The 18,134-nt window shown below is 72.5% G+C and carries 14 protein-coding genes; 6 read left to right on the top strand and 8 right to left on the bottom strand.

The window, feature by feature from the left end:
* Positions 1-158 precede the first annotated feature (158 nt).
* Together ACGFNN_RS19440 and ACGFNN_RS19445 are read left to right on the top strand one after the other, a co-directional pair.
* Positions 159-1,826 (top strand): hypothetical protein, encoded by a 1,668-nt coding sequence (locus ACGFNN_RS19440; protein WP_393557341.1) that lies wholly within the window; start codon positions 159-161, stop codon positions 1,824-1,826.
* A 38-nt stretch (positions 1,827-1,864) separates the two neighbouring features.
* Positions 1,865-2,269, top strand: coding sequence for an RNA-binding S4 domain-containing protein (locus ACGFNN_RS19445; protein ID WP_393557343.1), 405 nt, complete (start codon positions 1,865-1,867; stop codon positions 2,267-2,269).
* Positions 2,270-2,273: 4 nt separating this feature from the next.
* Here the strand turns inward: ACGFNN_RS19445 and ACGFNN_RS19450 are convergent, their stop codons facing one another.
* The 3 genes from ACGFNN_RS19450 to ACGFNN_RS19460 all read right to left on the bottom strand — a co-directional run bounded on the left by ACGFNN_RS19450 (position 2,274) and on the right by ACGFNN_RS19460 (position 4,505).
* Positions 2,274-2,519: a DUF2630 family protein gene (locus ACGFNN_RS19450; protein ID WP_362549753.1), complete on the bottom strand. Its 246-nt coding sequence runs from the start codon at positions 2,517-2,519 to the stop codon at positions 2,274-2,276.
* A 70-nt stretch (positions 2,520-2,589) separates the two neighbouring features.
* On the bottom strand, positions 2,590-3,531 hold the full coding sequence (locus ACGFNN_RS19455; protein WP_393557345.1) for an NADP-dependent oxidoreductase: 942 nt from the start codon (positions 3,529-3,531) through the stop codon (positions 2,590-2,592).
* Positions 3,532-3,617: 86 nt separating this feature from the next.
* Complete coding sequence (locus tag ACGFNN_RS19460; RefSeq protein ID WP_393557347.1) at positions 3,618-4,505, bottom strand: hypothetical protein; 888 nt, start codon at positions 4,503-4,505, stop codon at positions 3,618-3,620.
* A 121-nt stretch (positions 4,506-4,626) separates the two neighbouring features.
* Here ACGFNN_RS19460 and ACGFNN_RS19465 point away from each other — a divergent pair, with 121 nt between their 5' ends.
* The 3 genes from ACGFNN_RS19465 (at position 4,627) to ACGFNN_RS19475 (ending at position 7,061) form a co-directional block, all read left to right on the top strand.
* Positions 4,627-5,037 (top strand): hypothetical protein, encoded by a 411-nt coding sequence (locus tag ACGFNN_RS19465; RefSeq protein WP_393557349.1) that lies wholly within the window; start codon positions 4,627-4,629, stop codon positions 5,035-5,037.
* 198 nt (positions 5,038-5,235) lie between these two features.
* A complete protein-coding gene (locus ACGFNN_RS19470) occupies positions 5,236-6,207 on the top strand; it encodes an ATP-binding cassette domain-containing protein (protein WP_393557351.1) in 972 nt (323 codons plus the stop codon).
* Positions 6,204-7,061 (top strand): ABC transporter permease, encoded by an 858-nt coding sequence (locus ACGFNN_RS19475; protein ID WP_393557353.1) that lies wholly within the window; start codon positions 6,204-6,206, stop codon positions 7,059-7,061. Before ACGFNN_RS19470 ends, ACGFNN_RS19475 begins: the two co-directional genes overlap by 4 nt.
* A 68-nt stretch (positions 7,062-7,129) precedes the next feature.
* Here the strand turns inward: ACGFNN_RS19475 and ACGFNN_RS19480 are convergent, their stop codons facing one another.
* The 3 genes from ACGFNN_RS19480 to ACGFNN_RS19490 all read right to left on the bottom strand — a co-directional run bounded on the left by ACGFNN_RS19480 (position 7,130) and on the right by ACGFNN_RS19490 (position 9,404).
* Positions 7,130-7,552: a universal stress protein gene (locus tag ACGFNN_RS19480; protein ID WP_393557355.1), complete on the bottom strand. Its 423-nt coding sequence runs from the start codon at positions 7,550-7,552 to the stop codon at positions 7,130-7,132.
* A gap of 88 nt (positions 7,553-7,640) precedes the next feature.
* The gene (locus tag ACGFNN_RS19485; protein ID WP_393557357.1) at positions 7,641-8,300 is read right to left on the bottom strand and encodes an FMN reductase; all 660 of its coding nucleotides are present in this window, start codon (positions 8,298-8,300) and stop codon (positions 7,641-7,643) included.
* A gap of 6 nt (positions 8,301-8,306) precedes the next feature.
* Positions 8,307-9,404: an LLM class flavin-dependent oxidoreductase gene (locus ACGFNN_RS19490; protein WP_362668322.1), complete on the bottom strand. Its 1,098-nt coding sequence runs from the start codon at positions 9,402-9,404 to the stop codon at positions 8,307-8,309.
* 531 nt (positions 9,405-9,935) lie between these two features.
* On the opposite strand from ACGFNN_RS19490, the gene trpS reads away from it, so the two are divergent.
* Positions 9,936-11,030 (top strand): tryptophan--tRNA ligase, encoded by a 1,095-nt coding sequence (gene trpS / locus ACGFNN_RS19495; protein ID WP_393557359.1) that lies wholly within the window; start codon positions 9,936-9,938, stop codon positions 11,028-11,030.
* Positions 11,031-11,086: 56 nt separating this feature from the next.
* On the opposite strand, the gene ACGFNN_RS19500 is transcribed toward trpS, so the two are convergent.
* Positions 11,087-13,087: a potassium channel family protein gene (locus ACGFNN_RS19500; RefSeq protein ID WP_393557360.1), complete on the bottom strand. Its 2,001-nt coding sequence runs from the start codon at positions 13,085-13,087 to the stop codon at positions 11,087-11,089.
* A gap of 35 nt (positions 13,088-13,122) precedes the next feature.
* Positions 13,123-18,033 (bottom strand): DNA repair ATPase, encoded by a 4,911-nt coding sequence (locus ACGFNN_RS19505; RefSeq protein ID WP_393557362.1) that lies wholly within the window; start codon positions 18,031-18,033, stop codon positions 13,123-13,125.
* Between the last annotated feature and the right edge of the window lie 101 nt (positions 18,034-18,134).

An 18,134-nucleotide genomic window follows, 5' to 3' on the forward strand; every position in this document is an offset into this window, starting at 1 on the left:
CCCGCCCGCCGGTGGTCCTCCCGCGTGGGGGTCCGTTTGGGGGTCCCCAATGGGTGGGGGTGGGACCTTATTGTGGGTTGTGAGGTGCGCGGGCGGGTGTGCCTGACGAGACGTCAGGCACACCGGCCGGTCCATGCGCACTCACGAAGGGCTCCCACATGGGAATGTCGTCCCGTAGAACACGCCTCGCGGTCTGTGCCGTGCTGGCCGGAGGGCTGTTCGCCGCCCTCACGCCGGCCGCCGTCGCGACCCCCGTCCCGGCCGCTCCCGCAGCCGTCGCCGACGACCCAGTACCCGGTCATGAGGGAATGCCCGACGACGGTTTCGAGAACGAACCCGAGGGCGAGCAGGACGATCTGGCCGGCCCCGACGGATCCGCGTCCCGCCTGGCCCCCTCCGGCGTGCTGCCGGCCCCCGTACCGGGCCGGGCCGGTGACTTCAGGCTGGTGTCGGGTTCCTCCCTCACCGGCCTGGTGGACGACCTGGACGCGGCACTGCCCAAGCAGGGCCTCACCGAGCTCATGGAGCAGGCCAACCGCCCGGCGGGCTGGGAGGGCGACTGCGGAAGCACCGGCATCTACGGCCCCGATCTCGCCGTGAACCACCGCATCTGCTGGAAGAGCGACGACGCCACCTCCACCGAGTGGATCCCGCAGGCGATCACCGGGGTCTCGGACGCCCAGGAGGACGAGGACTGGGGATCGTCGAACGCCGAGCCGATCGCCGTGGCCGGCTACGACGACTACAACCCGAACCGCAGCAACTACACGGCGGGCAGGGACAACTGCGTCCTGGACTCGGCCTCCGACGCCTGCAACGAGAAGGGCATCCGGGTCAGCTTCTTCAACCAGGCCACCCAGATGTACCGCCACGTGCTCCTGGTCTGGCCCTACGTCAACTCCAAGGACCACATCTCCTTCGACGCCCTGCACGCGCGTGAGGGCAAGTGCGGGAGCAGCGTGACGGCGTCCTGCGCGGCGCAGAACGGCATCCACGCCGGTGGCATGGTCTGGTACGGCAACTACCTCTACGTCGCCGACACCGCCAACGGCATGCGCGTCTTCGACCTGCGCAAGATCATGGACCTCAATCCGGACGACGACGCCGACGTCAACGACCCGACCCCCGACGGACTGGTCAGTGACGTCCTGGACAAGAAGCGGGTCGGCCGGCAGAGCAACGTCTGGTACTCCTACGGCTACCGGTACGTGATGCCCCAGGTCGCCACGCTGAAGTTCTCGACGGCCAAGAACGGTGGGACCACCGCGGGGAACCAGTGCTACGCCACCGGCCGCCCGAAGGCCTCGTTCATCTCGCTGGACCGGACGGACACGGACCACCTGATCCTCGGTGAGTACTGCAACCACAACAACGGCGGTGACAGCACGGGCCGTGTCGGCACCTATCCGATGACCGCCCTGACGGCCGCCGTCGAGGGCGCGGCGGGGACGGCCGCGAGCGCCGACCTGGCGTACGGACTGCCCACGGGTGCCGTCTTCAACGGCGAGGACCTGTGGCACAAGATCCAGGGTGCGACGCGGTACGAGGGCAAGTGGTACTTCCACCGCAGCAACGCGTCGAGCACCGGGCGGCTGCTCCAGGCCACACCGCAGACGGTCGGCGGCACGCCACAGCTCGTGGGGAACGCGAAGGTGCTGCAGTCCTCGGTCGGGCCGGAGGACCTCTACCTCGCGCACGGCCGCGGCGACGGTTTCGCGCCCCAGCTCTACTCCCTGGGCGAGCACGCGCCGAGTGTGTGCACCGGGTGCAAGCGTGAGATGTACAGCTACAACATGTCCGAGGTCATCGGCGACTTCGGTTCCTGACCCCGTGCGCGGCGCCTCACCGGACTACAGTCGGACCCATGGTTTCCGGTGAGGCGCCGCAGGCGGAGGGAAGCGTCCGGGTCGACGCGTGGATCTGGTCGGTCCGGCTGACGAAGACCCGTTCGCAGGCGGCGGCCGCCTGCCGCGCGGGTCATGTGCGGGTCAACGGTGAGCGCGCGAAGCCCGCCCAGAACCTGCGTACGGGTGACGAGGTCCGGCTGCGCCACGCGGGCCGGGACCGGATCGTGGTGGTCTCGAAGATCGTCCGGAAGCGGGTCGGCCCGCCGGTCGCGGCCGAGTGCTTCGTCGACAACAGCCCGCCCCCGCCGCCTCGCGAGGCGGCGATCCAGGTCCCGGTGCGTGACCGTGGAGCGGGCCGTCCCACCAAGCGGGACCGGCGCGAGATGGAACGCCTCCAGGGCCGGGGCACCGACCAGGGCTGACCCGTCAGCTCTGGTAGCCCTCCACCTGGTCTGCCGGGCGTACCCGGGCCTTCGACGGGTCCTCGCCGTACTCGCGCAGCGCCCGGCGCCGGCGCAGCAGGTCCCAGCACTGGTCGAGCCTGACCTCCACCTCGCGCAGCCGTGAACGTTCGTCGGGGCTCATCCCCAGTTCCGCGGTGGAGCGGGCGCGCAGGGCGCGTTCCTCGGTGACCAGCTCGTCTATGTCCTCGAAGATGTCCTTCTCGGCCATGTGCCTCTCCCTGTCGGTGTCCTGTGCGTCCCGGTGCGCCGACCCGGGCGGGCCGTCGCCGGGTGTCGCCTCACACGCTGAAGACGGTCTTGCCGCGCGCGCCACCCGCACGGTTCTGGGCCAGCGCCTGCGGGGCCTTCTCCAAAGGCAGTTCCATGTCGACGGGCACCTCCAGCTCCCCCGCGGTCACCGCCGAGGCCAGTTCGTCCAGGAGCGCGGCGCCGGGAGCGAGCCGGTAGTCGGTCCAGGCCACACCGGGCGGCGCGGCGGCGCCCCGGGTGGTCACCGTGACTCCGCCGTCGCGGACCAGGGCGACGTACGCGGCGAAGGAGGCGGTGTCCGCCGACACGAGGTCGACGAGCGCGTCGACGCCGTCCGGGTAGAGCCCGCGCACCGCGGCTTCCAGGGCCTCCGCGCCGAGGGTCGTGTCGACGGTGGCGGCGGCGCCGAGCGCCCCCATCCGTCGTCCCTCGTCGCCCCGTACGGCCGCCACGACCCCGGTGCCCCGCCTCGCCGCCAGCTGGGTGAGGAAGCTGCCGACACCGCCCGTGGCCCCCACCACCAGCAGGCTCAGCCCGCTGCGCACGGCGGTGCTCGACAGGATCTGCGCCGCGGTCGTCCCGGACGTCGGGAGCGCGGCGGCGTCCCGCAGCGGCAGCCCGGACGGGACCAGGGCGATCGGGGAGTCCTGGGGGACGCACAGGTACTCGCCGTACGCCCCGCAGCGTCCGAGCGGCGGCGCGGTGACCCGGCCGAAGACCGGGTCACCGACGCGGAAGGTGTTGTCGCCGCTGCCGATCATGTCCACCCGGCCGGCGAAGTCGGTGCCCAGGACGTACGGGAGGACGTGCGGGAGGCCGGGGGCGGCCGCGCCGTCCGCGGTCTGCCAGTCGAGGGGGTTGAGCGCGGCGTACTCGACCTTCACCCGTACCTCGCCCGGTCCGGGTTCCGGCTTGGGCACCTCGACGAGACAGGGCTCCGTACGGAAGGCGCTGACAGCGATGGCTCGCATACGGCAGACCTCTCAGTCGCCCCCCTGCGCTCACGCGTCCCACTCTCGCCCGGCCCACGCGCTCGCGCATGTCGGGCCCCGGCGGCTCAGCCCGCGCGGGGGCGCGGCACGGTGGTCCGGCCGCGGCGGGCGGCCACGATCCGGCCGGTGACGCCGACGGCCAGCAGGACCGCGCCGGCCACCAGGACCACCCACACCGTCGTACGGAGCGAGGCGGTCAGCGCGTCGTAGACCGCGGCGGCCGCGCCCCGGTCGGTGCCGGGCACCTCGTCGAGCACCCGGTCGCGCCCGACGGCGACGGCGACCCGCAGGAGGGCGGCGCCGACGACGAGCCCGCCGCCCACCACGGCGGCAGCCGTCAGCCCCGCCCGGGCGCCCCCGCGTACGAGGGAGAGTCCCAGGACCAGGACGAGCAGCACCGCCGTACCCACGGCGGGCCAGACGCTGCAGTACCGCAGCCACCGGAAGGAGTCCCGCAGGCCGTCCGCGCGGTCGGCGGGCAGCACGGTGATCGAGGTCTCCTGGACCGGGATCTGATCGGCGAACGGCACCCCGGCGTCGACCAGGTCCTTCTTGACGTCCTCGATCACCGGGGCGAGGTCGATGGTCACCGCCTGCCCGTCGTCGCCGCGCAGGGAGGCGGAGACGGCCTGGTGCGCGGCGCGGTTCGCGCTGTCCCAGGCCCGCTGGAAGGCGTCCGTCGTGGTGAAGGAGAGCGCGGTCTCGTGCAGGAACTGTTCGGCGGTCTCCTGGAGCGGCCCGAGGTCGATGTTCTTCATCGTCTCGTCCGTGACGACATCGGCGACGGTGTTCCGTACGTCCTCGTCGGCCGCCAGGGGCGAGACGGCGGCGAGGTAGCGGTCGGTGTCGTCGAGCTCCAGGTCGACCCACGCGGAGAGGGCGCTCACCGGGACCAGCACGGCGAGCAGGACGAGAAGCACCGCCGACAGGGCCGCTGAGAGGTAGGTCCGCACACCCACCAGCCAAGCGCCTGCGACGGCGGTGCGCCGTGGGCCGTGGGCCATTCGAGTTGCCGGGCGGCCCGGCCGGGTGTGCGCTTGAGGAACACGGGGGTGACGGAAGGAGCTGTGTGCCATGGCCACACACGCGACGATGCCGGTACGCCGACCGGCGCGTACCCGCACACCGGTGCGCCACAGGCGCACCCCGCTCGCCTGGGCGGTGCCCCTCGCCCTGGGGGTGATCCTCGGTTTCTGGGCCTTCTTCATCACGCGGGACGGCGGGACGACCACCAACGGCCAGATCTGGCGTGGTGTCATCTCCGGGGTCGCTTTCGCGGCGCTCTGTTTCGCGCTCGCGCGCGTCAGGTGGTCCCTGCCGCGTGAGATGCGCGCCGCCGCGTTCGGGGCCCTGACCGGAGGCGCGATCGGCTACCTCTACAGCCTGAACCAGAACAGCGTGCTGGCCTCGGGCCTGCTCGGACTGGTGGTCGGCGCGGGGATGTTCTGCGCGATGTTCTACCTCTACTACACGCGCGAGGACTGACCGGGCCACCGCGGGAGAGGGACGGCCCCGGCCGTCGGCGCGCAGCCTTCACGGGCGCACCGGGAGGCGTGGCCGCCGGACGGGTTCCGGCGGTCGCGCCGTCCGTTTCGCCCATTCCATCCGTTTCGGCCATGCGCCGCTCCGTACCGTGCCATCGTGGCCCGTGTCCGCCCTCGGCACTTCGGCAAGGAAGGGACCATGAGCGCTGAACTGGCCATCGAGACCGAAGGCCTGGTGAAGGTCTTCGGCGAGAACCGCGCGGTCGACGGCGTCGATCTCGCCGTGCCCACCGGCACCGTGTACGGGGTCCTGGGGCCCAACGGAGCGGGCAAGACCACCACCGTCCGGGTGCTGGCGACGCTGCTGCGGCCGGACGAGGGACGGGCACGGGTCTTCGGGCACGACGTGGTGAAGGAGGCCGACACGGTCCGCAGCCGGGTCAGCCTCACCGGGCAGTACGCCTCGGTCGACGAGGACCTCACCGGTACGGAGAACCTGGTGCTGCTCGCCCGGCTGCTCGGCCACTCCAAGCCGGCCGCCCGGGACCGCTCGGCGCAACTGCTGGAGGCCTTCGGGCTGAGCGAGGCGGCGGGCAAGCAGGTGAAGAACTACTCGGGCGGCATGCGGCGCCGGATCGACATCGCGGCCTCCATCCTCAACACGCCGGACCTGCTCTTCCTGGACGAGCCCACGACCGGTCTCGACCCGCGCAGCCGCAACCAGGTGTGGGACATCGTGCGGGCGGTCGTTTCGCAGGGCACCACGGTCATGCTGACCACGCAGTACCTCGACGAGGCCGACCACCTGGCCTCCCGGATCGCGGTGATCGACCACGGCAAGGTGATCGCCGAGGGCACGAAGGGTGAGCTGAAGGCGTCCGTGGGCGCGGGCTCCGTTCATCTGCGGCTGCGCGATCCCGCACAGCGGCCAGAGGCCGAACGCGTGCTGGCCCTGGTGCTGGACGCGACGGTCCAGCTGGACCACGACCCGGTGGCGCTGACGGCCACCGTCGGCGGCCACGGCACGGAGAAGGGCGCCGCCGAGCAGGCCGCCCGTGCACTGGCCGAGCTGGCCCGTGCCGGTATCCACGTGGACAACTTCGCCCTCGGGCAGCCCAGCCTCGACGAGGTCTTCCTCGCGCTCACGGACAAGAAGGGGGTGGCGGCGTGAGCACCGCGCCCACCCGGACCGAACAGGACGACGCCGAACTCACCGCACCGGACGCGCGTACCCTCGCCTCCCTGCTCGTCGGGCAGGAGCGCCCGCACCGGCCGAGCGCGCTCTCCGCGTCGTTCACCTTCGGCTGGCGGGCCATGCTGAAGATCAAGCATGTACCCGAGCAGTTGTTCGACGTGACGGTCTTCCCGATCATGATGGTGCTGATGTTCACGTACCTCTTCGGAGGCGCGCTGGCGGGCTCGACCGAGAGCTACATCCAGTTCCTGCTGCCGGGGATCCTCGTGATGAGCGTCGTGATGATCACGATGTACACGGGGTTGGCGGTCAACACCGACATCGAGAAGGGGGTGTTCGACCGCTTCCGCACGCTCCCGATCTGGCGGCCCGCGCCGATGGTCGGCTATCTGCTCGGCGATGTCGTGCGCTACCTGCTGGCTTCGGCGGTGATGCTCGTCGTCGGGATCGTCATCGGCTACCGGCCGCAGGGCGGGGTGCTCGGGGTGCTGGCGGGCGTCGCGCTGCTGCTGGTGTTCTCGTTCGCCTTCTCGTGGATCTGGACGATGTTCGGGCTGATGCTGCGCAGCGAGAAGTCGGTGATGGGCGTCAGCATGATGGTGATCTTCCCTCTGACCTTCCTGAGCAACGTCTTCGTCGACCCGTCGACGATGCCCGGCTGGCTGCAGGCATTCGTGAACAACAGCCCGGTCACCCACCTCGCCGCGGCCGTACGTGAGCTGATGGCCGGCAACTGGCCGGCGACGGACATCGCGTGGTCGCTGGGGTGGTCGGCGCTCTTCGTCGTGGTGTTCGGATCGGTGACGATGAGGCTCTACAACCGGAAGTGACGGAGCGGATCACCGAGCCTGGGCGCCGGGCGCCGGGAGCCCCAAGCTCGGTGATCTGTTGTCCGTGGTCAGCCGTGGACGACGGTGACCGGGCAGGTGGCGTGCTGGGTGACGTGGAGGCTGACCGAGCCGAGCAGGGTGGCCTTGAGCCCGCTGCGGCCTCGGGCGCCGACGACCAGCAGGTTCGCGCCCTCGGACCGGTCCAGGAGGGACTGCGCCGGGTTGCCGATCACGACGATCTTCTGGATCGCCGCGGCTCCCGCCGCGCCGAGTGCCTCCTCGAGGGCCTCGGTGAGCGCGACGGTCGCGACGGCCTGGGGATCGAAGTCCTCGGGCATGCCCGGCATCATGGACGCCCAGCTCGTGGCGGGGTACTCCCAGCTGTTCACCGCCTCGACGGTGTCGCCGGTCAGTTCGGCCTGGCGTACCGCCCAGTGCAGGGCCTTCAGCGACGGGTCCGATCCGTCCACGCCCACGACGATCCTGCCCATGTCTGCCTCCTGAGTGTTCCAGCATGCCGGACATACCGGGAGCAACTGTAGTCAAAGCCCCTGTGGCGGGCAGGTGCTCCCGGGGCGGTCAGCCGGCCCGCAGGGCCGCGAGCTGCTGCTCGAACGGGACCACCGCTTCCTCGCCGTCCTCCAGCGTGAGTGCGCGTGAGGCGCCCGAGACCGTACGCCCGGTGACGGCGGAGGCGAGTTCGCCGCCCGCGCGCCGGATCCGGGAGGGCAGGCCCTCGGTGTACTCGTCGCCGTGGGAGCCCCAGTCCTCCGACGCCGCGTAGACGGAGGTCGGCAGGGTGACCGCGCGCAGGTATGCGAAGAGCGGGCGCATCGCGTGTTCCAGGACGAGCGAGTGGCGGGGTGTGCCACCCGTCGCCGCGATGACGACGGGCTTGCCGGTGAGTGCGGTGTTCTCGATCAGGTCGAAGAAGGACTTGAAGAGACCGCTGTAGGAGGCGGTGAACACGGGGGTGACGGCGATGAGTCCGTCCGCCGCGGTCACCGCGTCCAACGCCTTCTTCAGCGCGGCCGGCGGGAAGCCGCTGACCAGGTGGTTCGCGATGTCCACGGCGAGGTCGCGCAGTTCGACGACCTCGACCTCGACGTGTCGGTCCTGCTCGGCTGCCAGCCGTTCCCGGGTGGCCTCGGCGAGCCGGTCGGCGAGGAGCCGGGTGGACGAGGGGCTGCTGAGCCCGGCCGCGACGGCGACGATCCTCAGCGGGGTGGTGACGGTCACGGGTGGTCAGAGCTCCTTCAGGTCCGCGGTGGCGGCACGGGCCGCGGCGACCGCGGGGTGGACGGGGGCGTCCGGCACTCCGGCCGGGCGCAGGCGGGCGAACTCCTTGCGCAGTACGGGCACGACCTCCTCGCCCAGGATGTCGAGCTGCTCCAGGACCGTCTTCAGCGGAAGCCCGGCGTGGTCCATCAGGAACAGCTGGCGCTGGTAGTCGCCGATGTCCTCGCGGAAGGAGAGGGTGCGGTCGATGACCTCCTGCGGGGAGCCCACGGTCAGCGGGGTCTGCTGGGTGAAGTCCTCCAGCGAGGGACCGTGGCCGTAGACCGGCGCGTTGTCGAAGTACGGGCGGAACTCCCGCACCGCGTCCTGCGAGTTCTTCCGCATGAACACCTGGCCGCCGAGGCCGACGATCGCCTGTTCGGCGGTGCCGTGCCCGTAGTGGGCGTAGCGGCGCCGGTACAGGTCGACCATCTTCCTGGTGTGTTCCATCGGCCAGAAGATGTTGTTGTGGAAGAAGCCGTCGCCGTAGTAGGCGGCCTGCTCGGCGATCTCCGGGGAGCGGATGGAGCCGTGCCAGACGAACGGCGGTACGCCGTCCAGGGGGCGCGGGGTGGAGGTGAAGGACTGCAGCGGGGTGCGGAACTTCCCCTCCCAGTCGACGACGTCCTCGCGCCACAGCTTGTGGAGCAGCGCGTAGTTCTCGATCGCGAGCGGGATGCCCTGGCGGATGTCCTTGCCGAACCAGGGGTAGACCGGCCCGGTGTTGCCGCGCCCCATCATCAGATCGACGCGGCCGTCCGCGAGGTGCTGGAGCGTGGCGTAGTCCTCCGCGATCTTCACCGGATCGTTGGTGGTGATCAGGGTGGTCGAGGTGGAGAGGATCAGCTTCTCGGTGCGGGCGGCGATGTAGCCGAGCGTGGTGGTCGGCGAGGACGGGACGAACGGCGGGTTGTGGTGCTCACCGGTCGCGAAGACGTCCAGGCCCACCTCCTCGGCCTTGAGCGCGATGGCGAGGGTCGCCTTGATCCGCTCGTTCTCGCTGGGCGTCCTACCGGTCGTGGGGTCGGTGGTGACGTCCCCGACGGTGAAGATCCCGAACTGCATGGCGCCCGCCTCCAAAGCGTCGATCATTGGTTGAACGTTGAACTATGTGAACACACCCTACAACGGAGCACCCACCCCCTCTATTCCGCACGTCGCGCGGTCCGGTGGAGCAGGGTCTTCCGTCCCGTTGTACGTCGGTGCTCGCGCCGTCCGGTAGCGGATGCGCGACGTGCGGTTGCCCGTGCGCGCACGGTCGTGGGCATCGCCCTTCCGGACCTGCTGGTCGGTGACCCGTTCCGGTCGGTGATCCGCCCCCTGTCGGTCGGTGTCCCGAGCCGAAGTCGACGGAATGAAGCCGACCGGTCGGTATCCCGCGCGTACGCCTCCGGAAACCCGACCCGGGGGAGCCGGTGGGCGTTACACTCGCGCCATGACCTCCGTGCCGTGCCGTAACTGGTGGCGCTCCTCCTAGGAGCGGCCACCTTCCTCAGCGCGGACCAGGGCCGTTCGATCTTCGGACGGCCCTTTTCGCTGCCTCGGCACCTGTCGCGGGCCGTCCTCCACCGGTGCACCACCAGCGAGGAGAGTCCCGTGACCGTCACCACCGATCCGTCCCTCACCACCGACCCGTCCGTCACCACCGATCAGTCCGTCGGCGCCGCCGTGCGCCGCAGCGCCGAGCTGGAACGGCAGTTGGCCCTCGACCCAGGCCGCTTCCGCGTCCTGACCGGGGACCGGCCGACCGGCGCGCTGCACCTCGGGCACTACTTCGGCACCCTCCAGAACCGGGTGCGCCTCCAGGACCTCGGCGTGGAGGTCTTCGTCCTGATCGCCGACTACCAGGTCCTCACCGACCGGGACGTCGCCGAGCGGCTCACCGAGCATGTCGAGGGCCTGCTCCTGGACTACCTCGCCATCGGGGTCGACCCCGCCCGCTCCACCGTCTTCAACCACAGCGCCGTGCCCGCGCTGAACCAGCTGCTGCTGCCGTTCCTGTCCCTGGTGTCCGTCGCCGAGCTGGGCCGCAACCCGACGGTGAAGGACGAGATCGCGCACTCCCGGCAGTCCGCCGTCAGCGGCCTCATGTACACCTACCCGGTCCATCAGGCGGCCGACATCCTGTTCTGCAAGGGCGACGTCGTGCCCGTGGGCCAGGACCAGCTGCCCCATCTGGAGATCACCCGCACCATCGCCCGGCGCTTCAACGAGCGGTACGGGGCCGTCTTCCCCGAGCCCGATGCCCTGCTCTCCGCCGCGCCGCTCCTGCTCGGCACCGACGCCACCAAGATGAGCAAGAGCCGGGGCAACTCCATCGCCCTGGGCGCGGACGCCGACGACACCGCCCGGCTGATCAGGAGGGCGACCACCGACGCCGACCGGTACATCACCTACGACCCCGAACTGCGGCCCGGGGTGTCGAGCCTGGTCCTGCTGGCGGCGCTCTGCCTGGACCGCGACCCGTACGAGGTCGCCGAGGAGATCGGCGCCGCCGGTGCGGCCGGTCTCAAGCGGACGGTCACGGAGGCCGTGAACGCCCGTATGGCGCCGATCCGCGCCCGGCGGGCGGAGTACGCGCAGGACATGGGGTACGTGCGCGAGGTGCTGCGAGCCGGCAACGAACGGGCGAACGCCGTGGCGGAGGCGACCCTGGACGAGGTGCGCGAGGCCATGGGCACCGTGCGCTGAGAGGCCGTCCCCGCGGGGCGCGCCATCGGTGCGGAGCCGAGGCCCACGCCGGGCCCTCAGCTCCGTACCGGTACCTCGCGCCCGCGGAGCAGCTCCGCGAGCCCGCGCCGTGTCGCGGCGACGACCACACGGTCGCCGTGCCGCAGCACATAGCCCGGGTGCAGGTCCCAGACCAGGCCGGAGGCCCGGTCCGTGGTGCCTGCCGACGCCGGGTCCAGCGGGTCGAAGGGCGGTGCGGCCGCCAGGTCCGGCAGCCGGTCGGCGAGCGGTGTCGCGTCCAGCGCCAGGACCCGCCACGCGCCGGCCCTGAAGGCCTGCTCGACCGTGCGGCCCTCCAGCTGGGGATGGCCGGCCACCACCAGGGCCGCGAAGAGCATCACCTTGCGTTCGACCGGGATGGCCCCCAGGATCTGGCGCCCCATCATGGCGCCCGCGAAGGCGGGAGCGGCCAGGTGGGTGACGGAGCGGGAGCGGGTCACCGCACCCGGGTGGGCCGTGCGCAGGGTGCGGTAGACGGCGGTGGCGAACTCGTCGTCGTACAGGCGCAGGGCCACGTGCAGGTCGGGCGCGACGGAGCGCGCGTACAGCGTCGCCTCCAGGTTCGTCGTGTCGACGCTCGTCAGGGCGAGGAAGGCCCGGGCTCGGTGGATCTTGGCGGACTCCAGCACACCCTCCTGGGTGGCGTCCCCGATCACCGTGGGGACGCGCAGGACCCGTGCGAGCGGGACGCCGCGTGCCTCGGGGTCCTCCTCCACGGCGACGACGGGGATGTTCATCTCGCGCAGCCGCACCAGCACCCGGGTGCCGATCTTGCCGAGGCCGAGCAGCACCACGTGCCCGGAAAGGCCGCGCGGCGGACGGCGCAGCGCGGAGGCGCCGCGCAGGGTGCCGAACGCCTCCAGTACGGCGGCGACCAGCAGGGGCAGGAGGAGCAGGCCCGCCGTCCCGGACAGGAGCTGGATGACCTGACGGGACATGGGGGCGTCGTCGGGGGCCGGGTCGCCCATCGCGAGCAGGTCGAGCAGGGTGAGGTAGGTGGCGTGCAGCGGACTGTCCCCGTTGGTGAGGACCGAGGCGACGGCCAGCGCCACGACCGCGGCGAGTACGCCCGCCGCCGACCAGCGCAGCCTTCGGGAGAAGACCCGGCTCAGCGGTGCGCCCCGGCCGCCCATCCGCCGGGCCTCCCGCTCGGGGCCGGCCTTGCTGACGGCTTCGAGCACCACCGTGCCCCGGCCCGTGGCGGCCTCGACCGTCGCCCGGTCGGGCAGGAGCCGCGGGCCTTCGGCGCCGCTGCTGTCCGAGCCCTCGGCACCCGCCGGGTCGTGGGAGGTGGAGGAGAGCAGGGCCAGGGTGCAGAGCCCGGGATCGGCGAGCTCGCCGCGCCCCGGCGGAGGGCGCTCCGCCGCCCTCAGGAGCAGGCCCTCGGCCTGGATGACCTTGCTGCTGCCGGTCACCGCGGTGGCCGCGAGGGCGGGCGCCGCGGTGTCGGCGTCCGACAGCACGGTCGTCGACGCGTCCAGTACCGCCGGGTCGATGCCGGGGTCGGCCAGCGCCGCCGCCTGGTCGAGGAGCGTCTCCAGGTGCTGGCCGAGCTTGCGGTTGTACAGCCGGATGACGAGCCGCAGACGGGGGTTGAGCCGGCGGGCGGTCAGCGCGGCACGGATGTTGGTCTCGTCGTCGTCGTACACCAGGGCGAGCGCCGCCGCCCGTTCTGCGCCGGCCTCCTCCAGTACGTCGTCGGAGGGCTCGGGGGCCTCGATGATGCGGACGGACTCCACCCCGGCGTTCGTGTCGCCCTCCCCCGGAGTCCCGTTGCGGTTCATCGCCGCCGACATCCGGCCGAACAGGGCCGCCGCGCGCGCCCGTTGGGTGAGCGGAAGGTCGGGACGCGTGGCCTCCCGGCCCGGCGGGAGGACGAGGGTGACCCGCTCGCCGTAGACGTAGCGGAGCTCCACGGCCAGTCGCCGGGCGAGCGCGTCGTCACCGCATACGACCATGTGGCCTGCGCGCGGGGCGCGTTGGGGCTGCTGCGGAAGAGGGGGCACGAAACCCAGCATGCCTGGTGCTCCTTCCTGACGGGGCGTCCGGGGTGTCAGGCCTCCCGGATCACCGCCTGGGTGCGGGGCGGAGGGGCGACGAGCAGGCGGCGGGGGTCCGAGGCGCGCTCGATGGCGCTCTCGACGGCCGCGATCCGGTCGGCGAGCAGCCCCAGCGCCCCGACCGTACGGGTGGCGGGGTCGCCGTCCGGGCCTCCGAGGGCCAGCGAGCGGGTGTGGCCGGAGACGATCGCCGCCCATCGCTCGGCCTGCTCCGGGGTGAGTGTCCCCCGCAGGGAGGCCAGCTTCAGCAGGTTGGATTCGGCGCCGGTGGTGAGCGTCTGGGCCTCGGCCGTGTAGTGGTCGGTGACGACGGCGGCGAGTTCGGCGTCGTTCATGACCGGCACGATCCGTTCCGCGATCTTGTTCATGTCGCGGTACGAGCCCTGGAGCCGGAAGGGCGGCTCGGTGCGGGTGGCGCCGGACTGCGCGGCCGAGGCGATGTACGCGGCGTTCACCGCGAGGACCGTGTCCCGGGCGGTGAGCAGATGGCGCAGGACGGCGACGATCCGGTCGAGTTCGGCCGGGGCGTAGCCGTGCTCCAGCCGCTCCGCGCGGGCCGCCGGGTCCGAGCCGGAGGCCATCCGTACGAGCAGGTCGAGGTCGGCCCTGGAGCGCCCGGCGAGCGGGGCCAGCACCGGGTTGGCGGTCAGGGCGTTCTCGACGAAGCTCAGTGCGAAGACCTCGTCCCGCCCGCTGAGCACCTCGCCGAGATTGCGGACGTCGGCACGGTTGGCGAGCATGTCGGGAATCCGGAAGCGGGCGCCGGACTCGGTGTACGGGTTGCCCGCCATGACCACCGCGAACCGCTTGCCCCGCAGGTCGTAGCTGCGCGGCTGCCCGTCCCGCACCCCTTCGACGCGGCGGGTGGCGTCGCAGAGCGGGATGAACTTCTGGAGCAGCTCGGGCGAGGTGTGCTGGATGTCGTCGAGGTAGAGCAGCGTGTTGGAGCCCGACTCGAAGGCGAAGTTGATCTTCTCGACCTCCTGGCGGGCCGTCGCCCCGGGCGCCAGGGCGGGGTCGAGCGAGGTCACCTCGTGGCCGAGGTTCGGTCCGCTGACCTTGACGAGGACCATGCCGAGCCGCTCCGCGACGTACTCCATCAGCGTCGTCTTGCCGTAGCCCGGCGGCGACACGAGCAGCAGCAGGCCCTGCGAGTCGGTGCGCCGGTCCGCGTCGGCGGTGCCCAGCTGCTTGGCCAGGCTGTCGCCGATGAGCGGGAGGTACACCTCGTCCAGCAGCCGGCTGCGGACGAACGCGGGCATGGTGCGCGGCCGGTGGTCGTCCAGCCGCAGCCGGGCGCGCTCGGCGTCGACCAGCCGGGTGCGCAGCCGCTGGTACGCGCGGAAGCCCGGCACGCCGTGAGCGCGGAACTCGTCGGTGCGGGACAGGAATTCGTCCAGCCGGATCGTCAGACACCCCTGGACCACGCGGGGGTGGTCACCGAGCAGCCCTTCGGCGGTCGCGGTCAGCGGTGCGTCGGCGTCGGCGTCGTAACGCTCCAGCTCCGGACAGAGCTCCACGGCCACCGCCTCGGCGAGGTCTCCTTCGTCCGTCTCCCGGCCGTCCGCCGCCGTGTACGCGGAGAGCCAGGCCTCCACCAGCCTGCGGCGGGCGGGGAGGTCGGCGGCGAGGGCGGCCAGGTCCTCGTCGTACGCCGCTGCGTCGGCGGTCGCGCGGAACGCGGCGAGGAGGGAGCGGGCCCCGGCGCTCGTGACGAACCCGGCGGGCGAGTGGGCCAGCTCCTCGAAGAGGTACTCGGCGGCGGCCTGCCCGCCCTCCATCACCGTCGCCCACTCGCCCTGGAGCGTGGTGATCGCCGGTGCGAGCCCGAAGGTGTCCCGGGCCCGGGACAGCGAGCGGGCCTGAAGGGTCCATGAGGCGCGCAGCGCCTCGTCCGTCCCGTGGGCCCAGAAGAACTGCGCGGCCGCCCTGGCCGGGGATGCGTACCGGAGCAGGCCCGCCCCCGCGTGCAGCCGCAGCAGCACGGTCAGGACGGCGAGGGCGTCCTCGTCGTGGACGCCCCGCTGGTACCCCTCGTCGTACGCCGCTGCCGCGGCCTCCCGTACGAGCGAGGGGAGGTCGGCCCCGGCGAGGGCGTCCGCGCCGTGCTCGGCCAGCAGCCGGGCCGCCAGGTGTTCCGCGCGGTAGACCTCCGGGGATTCGGAGGGCAGCGACCGGTTCCGGTGGGCGCGGGCCGCCTCGAACTCCGGGTCGGTGACCGGGGCGCGGTAGTCCGTGCCGGTGAGCGCGAAGGCCACGCCGTCCCCGGAGGGGACCAGGGTGAGGTCGAAGGGCTTGTCGTTCACCGCGAAGCGGTGGCGGCCGAGCCGGATCACCGCCCCGCCGTCCGAGTAGAGCTCGCCCCGGTCCCGCAGGGCGCGCCCGGCCTCCTGCCGGGCCGCCTTCAGCCGGCCGTCGAGCTCCTCGGCGCGCACCGGGTCGCCGAGCTCGCGCAGTTCGTCGGCGGTGCGGCGGACCTTGGCGACCATGGGGTCCGAGGCGAAGTAGGTGTGTACGGCGTCCAGGTCCTCCAGCGTGGCCAGCCGCCGGGAGACCGTCTCCAGGACCCGGGCCGCGGACTGGGCGAGGCGCTCGGCGCGCCGGGCGCGGGTGTCCTGGAGGGTCTGCTTGCGGCCGGAGAACGCCTCGTACACCTCCGCGCGGCGCTCGGTGAGCCGGGCGAGGAAGTCGTCGGACTCCGCGAAGCGCGACTCCAGGTTCTCCAGGCGGAGCAGCACCCCGGCCAGCTGCTCGTCGCAGGCCTCGGGGGAGTCCACGGAACCCAGGGCCCCGGTGACCGCCTGCCCCAGCAGGGCGAACTCGGCGGCGAACTCCGCCTGTCCCTCCTGGGAGACCAGTTCCCTCCGCCGGGCGTCGAGGACCGCCCGGGTGCGGTTGGCGCCGCCCAGGACCTCGGCGATCCGCTCCACGACCGAGGTGCGGACGGTCGTGTCGCCCATGTCCAGGGAGGACACGACCTCCGTGACGGCCCCGAGGCCGTCCGTGATCTCCGTGAGCCGTCCGACGGCCGCCGCGGCGTCGGCCACGGTCTTCAGACCGGCGGCCTCCCCGGTGAGTCGTGCGAGGTCCTCGTGGTACGCGGCGAAGGCGTCCGCACCGGAGAGGAAGGTGACCGCGCGCCGGGCCGCCGAGTCCAGGTCGCGTGCGGTCTCCTCGGAGAGTGCGGAGACGCGCGCGGTGTCCGCGTACCGCATCTCGGCGAGGGTCGTCAGCCGGCCGTGGGCCCGGCGCAGTTCGGTGAGGCGGCCGACCCAGACGGCGGCCGAGCGGGGGGCCTCGCCCCGGATGCGGCGCACGAGTGCGGTGAGTTCCGCGGCCGCCTCGTCGAGCGCGGCGGTGGCCTGCCCGGTCAGCTCCTGGACGGTGTCGAACTCGTCGACGATCCGGTGCGCGGTGGCCCTCAGCTCGTCCAACGGTTCGGCGAGCGCGCCGAGTTCGGGGTCGGAGAGCCAGTGGTAGCGGTCGCCTGCCCGGGCACAGTCCGCTGCGAGCCTGCGGTACACGGCGGCGGTCGGGGCCATGTCACGGACCCCGTGCGCCAGGGCCAGGCAGTCGGAGATCCCGCGCACCAGGTCGGCGTTGCCTGTCCGGGCGAGCGGACCCGTCCCGGCGGGCCGGGCGGCGGCGTGCGTGTCGGAGACGTACGGCGTCTCCCAGCGCTGCACCGGGTGGATACGGCCGGGACCGTCCTCGCCGCCCTTGAGCAGGATCAGCGTTCCGTCGTCGAGGAGGGCGTGGCCCCGGGCCGTCAGGGGAGTGGCGACCTCCTGGCGGATCACGTTGTAGGGCAGGAGCAGGGCGCGGCCGCCGTCCCTGGACCGGAAGACGTACAGCACGTCCTCGCCGTTCGGGGAGCGGACCGCGCCCTCGAAGACCGGGTCGTCGAGCTCCTGCGCGGTGTCGAAGGTCCTGGTGGCACCGGTGGTGAGGTGGTAGCCGCCCGGGAAGATGATCCCCTGGTCCTCGGGGAGCCGGTGGCAGGAGGGGCCGATCCCGTCGAGGCGCCGCACCTCGGACAGCAGGGTGTTGAAGACCAGGTGGCGCCAGGCGTCCTCCTTGTACGGGCGCACCCGGAGCAGGATCAGCGGGCCGGTGGCGGCGTACTCGACGGAGGCGTCCGCCAGCGACTGGAGCGGCTCGTCGACGGGCTCCTCGTAGATCCCGTCGGGGGTCCCGGTGTCCGGCACGGTCCGGATGGTGAGGGTGCCGCCGACGGTGTCGACGAAGACGGTGTCCAGCACGGAGACGTACGGGTGCCGGCCGGGGACGTGGGCCTCCCGGCCCACGGGGGTCCACTCGAAGTCGTGCGAGGGCGGGAAGACGTGGTCGCGTTCGCCGCGCGCGTCCAGGAACGCCCCGGGGTTTCCGTCCGGGCCCAGGGACCAGCGCAGGACCCGGATGTCCTCGGCGGTCTCACCCGTGCGGAACACCGCGAGCAGGCGGCCCCCGGCCCGGCGCAGCCGGAGCAGCCGCGCGTCGCGGTAGTAGCGGTGCAGGGCCGTGAACTCCCTGACGAACGCCTCGTCCTCCAGGAGCCCCGATCCCTCCGGATCCCCCGACTCCGGGACGGTGTGGTCCGGCCCGGATCCACGCAGGACGAGCACGTCGCCGACGCCTGCCTCCCCGCGCGCCCCGGGCCCTCGCTCGAAGCCGAACAGCAGCTGTCCGCCGACGTCCACGAGGTCGCGGGCCACCGATGCGGCCTCGGTGGCCACCTGTCCGGTGGAGAGCAGCCGGAGTCCGGCGGAGCCGAACTCCTCGGTCCGCCGCGCGTTGAGAGCCTCGGCCCGCCGGACGAGCTCGCCGGCCTGCTCCCGGAGCCGACGGCCGAGCACCTCGTAGGCGCCGGCGTCGGGCTCGGTGGGGGTGGGGTCGCTGTCCATGCGCAAGGCTCCCTACGGGATGACGTGCCGGGATGACGTTCTGCTGCCGGGACCGGCCGGCACCCCGTGTCCGGCCGGTCCCCCGTGTGTCCTGATCGCGT

Source organism: Streptomyces sp. NPDC048590 (genome assembly GCF_043199535.1).
Classification (GTDB): domain Bacteria; phylum Actinomycetota; class Actinomycetes; order Streptomycetales; family Streptomycetaceae; genus Streptomyces.